3 protein-coding genes are annotated in these 1,569 nt (G+C 44.6%); all 3 read left to right on the top strand.

The genetic code is table 11. The features are described 5' to 3' along the window. Window positions 1-1,086 (top strand): TonB-dependent receptor (locus QVA83_RS15495; protein ID WP_287498656.1); only part of this gene is annotated, 1,086 nt, incomplete at its 5' end. 17 nt (window positions 1,087-1,103) lie between these two features. Next, the gene (locus QVA83_RS15490) at window positions 1,104-1,367 is read left to right on the top strand and encodes a hypothetical protein (RefSeq protein ID WP_014948708.1); all 264 of its coding nucleotides are present in this window, start codon (window positions 1,104-1,106) and stop codon (window positions 1,365-1,367) included. After that, on the top strand, window positions 1,367-1,569 hold a 203-nt coding region (locus QVA83_RS15485), incomplete at its 3' end, for a nicotinamide mononucleotide transporter (protein WP_287498655.1). The genes QVA83_RS15490 and QVA83_RS15485, both read left to right, overlap by 1 nt.

Below are 1,569 nucleotides of genomic sequence, written 5' to 3'. Positions count from 1 at the left end.
ACACAGACCGGAGAGATGCGTTTCGTGTCATCTGACAGTGCCGCACTTTTTGATGGTATGACTGACTGGACAATAGGCGTATTTTATAAAAGCACGGAAGAAAAGCTGCTGCGTCAGTACACTTATTTGGATAGTGACTTTGCCAGTGAATACACGCCTACGACGACCGCTATCTATGCTCAGACTGAAAGTCGTTTGAACGAAAATTTAGTACTGGTAGCAGGGTTAAGAGTAGAAAACTACGATTTTGATTACGCTGATAACAACCAACTTACTCGCGCGTTCGACACCACCATGGTAGGCGGGAAAGTCGCGCTTCAGTATACACAGGGCAATCACTTCTATTACGGCAGTATTTCACGCGGATATAAAGGTGCAGGCTTTAACCCCGACAGCCGCGTGAATGACAATCAGCGATTCTTCGACGAAGAATATAACTGGAACTACGAAATAGGTGTAAAGGGCCCATTACTTACGCCTGACCTAATTGCTCGTGCTGCAATTTTCTATATGGATAGAAAAGATACTCAGGTGAGCGATTTTGACGTTATCACTCGTGATGACGGTACGGCAGGGTTCGTAGACATTATTGATAATGCTGATTTAGGAACAAACAAAGGAGCCGAGCTGGAGCTTAGCTGGATTGCTAGTGATGCATGGCAGCTAGATGCAAGTGTTGGATATCTAAGCGCTACCTTTGAAGGGTATACGCTTGCAGACGGTACTGAAGTGTCTGAGCAAAGGCAGGCTCAATCACCTAAGTGGACCGCAAACCTGTATAGTGAGTACGCACTTACAGATAACATGCTCTGGCGTGTAGATGTAGATTACAAAAGCGAATACCGTTTTTCTGACGGCCATGATGTAACCTCGCCAAGTACTACGCTGGTTAATTCGGAGATTGTGGTGTTACACGGTGATTGGCAGACATCACTGTGGGTACAAAATGCCTTTGATCGTGAGTACTACACCCGTGGATTCGGTGGTTTCAGCAACGACCCTCGCGATGAGTATGCCTTCGATGAGCCATATTACCAAATAGGTAACGGTCGTCAGTTTGGCGTTACTGTTAAGTACGCGTTTTAAAATAAAAGGAAACAGACATGCAAGTTATGGTTGAACTGTCGTTGTACCCATTGGTTAACGAATACATTCCACCTATTCAAGATTTCATTGATAGGTTAAATAGCTATAGTGATATTGCAGTTTCAACAAGCTCAACCAGCACGCAGGTTACAGGTGACTATGGCGTGGTTATGAAAGTACTTGGCGAAGAAATGCAAAGGACCCATGAAGAAGTGGGGCAGGCTATTTTCGTTGCTAAGTTTTTAAACTTTGATGCCATGCAATCTAGAAAATCATCTTAATGGCTAACTTTTTTTCTGAGTTTACCTCACAAATTGCCGCTACTTCGCTTTTAGAGTGGGAAGCGGTTGTCCTCGCTATTGCCTATGTGCTGTTAGCCGCAAAACAGAACAGCTGGTGTTGGCTGTGCGCCTTTGTGAGTACCGCAATTTACACCTGGCTATTTTGGCAGGTGACTTTGCCATTTCAGTCTGCGCTTAACTT

It is taken from the genome of Alteromonas sp. AO-Serp (assembly GCF_017849675.1).
Lineage (GTDB): Bacteria > Pseudomonadota > Gammaproteobacteria > Enterobacterales > Alteromonadaceae > Alteromonas > Alteromonas macleodii.
The sequence above is the reverse complement of the archived record's forward strand: the minus strand, read 5'-3'. Positions and strand labels throughout refer to the sequence as shown.